The organism is Candidatus Protofrankia californiensis (assembly GCF_900634765.1).
Taxonomy (GTDB): Bacteria; Actinomycetota; Actinomycetes; order Frankiales; family Frankiaceae; genus Protofrankia; species Protofrankia californiensis.
Map to the genome: position 1 here is coordinate 1 of NZ_CAAAFT010000027.1, position 2,005 is coordinate 2,005.

The following is a 2,005-nucleotide window of genomic DNA, read 5'->3' on the forward strand; positions in this document are numbered from 1 at the left end:
GTCCTCGAGGGCGATCCGCTCCAGTTCCAGGGCCAGATCGAGCAGCGGATTCGTCCCGGTGACCTTGAACACCTCGTCGGCCACCTGACGGATCACGCGGGCGCGTGGGTCGTAGTTCTTGTACACCCGGTGCCCGAAGCCCATCAGCTTCTTCTTGCCTTCTTTGACCTTTTCGATGAAGGCGGGAATGTTCTCCACCGACCCGATGTCGGTGAGCATCCGCAGTACCTGCTCGTTGGCACCGCCGTGCAGCGGGCCGTACAGTGCGGAGATCGCCGCGGCGGCTGCCGAGAAGGGGTCGGCCTGGGAGCTTCCGACGGCGCGCATCGCGTTCGTCGAGCAGTTCTGCTCATGGTCGGCGTGCAGAATGAACAGGACGTCGAGGGCGTGCTCGAGGTTCGGATCCGGCTCGTACTTGAGCTCGGTGGCCTTCCACATCATGTTCAGGAAGTTGCCGGCATAGGACAGGTCGTTGTCCGGGTAGACGTACGGCAGCCCGATCGAGTGCCGGTAGGAGAAGGCCGCCAAAGTCGTGATCTTCGCGATCAGGCGGACGATCTGCAGTCGCCGCAGTCCGGGATCGGATATCTCCTTGGCGTCCGGGTAGAAGGTCGACAGCGCGCCGACGCTCGACAACAGCATGCCCATCGGGTGTGCGTCGTGGTGGAACCCGTCGATGAACTTCTTGATCGACTCGTGGACGAGAGTGTGATGTGTGATTTCGCTCTCCCACACCGCCAGCTCCGAGGCCGTGGGCAATTCCCCGGCGAGCAGCAGGTAGGCGACTTCCAGGAAGCTGCTTTTGTCCGCCAGTTCCGTGATCGGAAAGCCGCGGTAGCGCAGGATGCCGGCATCGCCGTCGATAAAGGTGATCGCGCTACGGCAGCTCGCCGTGTTCGTGAAAGCCGGATCGTAGGTCATCAGGCCGAAGTCGCCCTCGTCGACCTTTATCGACCGCAGGGCGTTGGCGCGGATCGCGCCGTTCTCGACCGGGATCTCATAGGTCCGGCCGGTGCGGTTGTCGGTGACGGTCAGAGTACTGACCTGCTCGGTCACGCCGGTCTCCTCTCGCTGTAGCGATCACGTCGGTGTGGTTCATGCCGGGGCCGTGGCGTCGGGGTGTGGACCGCTTGGGCCAGTTCGGCGGTAGGCAACGGTTGTCCCCAAGTCTCGCGGTTGTGGCCACCACACGCCCGTGATCGCTGCCTTCCGCCCGGCGTGTCCTACGACACCCGTTACGTGCGGTTCGGTGACGACGCTCCGCGTCTTTATCTCCGGGCACTGTTCGTCGGGGATTCGGTGATGCCCGGGTGGACGCCGGTTGCGTGGACGTCCCTTGCGGGGGACGTCTTCCGTGGGGACACCGCCTGCGGTGGGTGTAGCTCGCGGTGGGCATAGTGGGCCATGGGCCGTGCGGGTACACCGGTTGCCAATGACGGGAGATTGTTCTGTGATCCATGCGCATCTTGGCCGCACCGGAGTGCGGGTGTCCCGGCTGTGCCTGGGCGTGATGAATTTCGGTCCGCTGGTGACCGAGGACATCTCCTGCGCAATCATGGACCGGGCGCTGGACGCCGGCATCAACTTCTTTGACACCGCGAATACCCATGGACGGCCCGCCGGCGCCACCGAGAACGCCGACGCGGGCGCCGCCGAGCACGTTGTCGGCGGTTGGCTATCGAGGAGCCGCGGGCGCCGGGATCGGATTGTTCTGGCGACCGGGGTCCACGGGTCCACGGCTGCGGGTCCGGGCCAGGGGAAGCTGTCCGGGCCTGAGATCCGGCGGTGTTGCGACGAGTCGCTGCGCCGGCTGCGTACCGATCACATCGATCTTCTCCAGATACGCCATGTGGCCCGTGACACCCCGTGGGAGGAGATCTGGCAGGCCATGGACGTGCTGGTTGCCCAGGGAAAGATCGTCTATGTCGGCTCGTCCGGCCTGGCCGGCTGGGAGATCGCCGCGGGCAACGAGGCCGCGATGCGGCGGCGTTCGCTCGGCCTTGTC

2 protein-coding genes are annotated in these 2,005 nt (G+C 65.3%); one reads left to right on the forward strand and one right to left on the reverse strand.

The annotated features are described in order from the left end of the window. Positions 1 to 1,056 (reverse strand): citrate/2-methylcitrate synthase (locus DD1DGNOD_RS01210; protein ID WP_131769249.1); only part of this gene is annotated, 1,056 nt, incomplete at its 3' end. 394 nt (positions 1,057 to 1,450) lie between these two features. Here DD1DGNOD_RS01210 and DD1DGNOD_RS01215 point away from each other — a divergent pair. Then, positions 1,451 to 2,005 (forward strand): aldo/keto reductase (locus DD1DGNOD_RS01215; protein WP_131769250.1); only part of this gene is annotated, 555 nt, incomplete at its 3' end.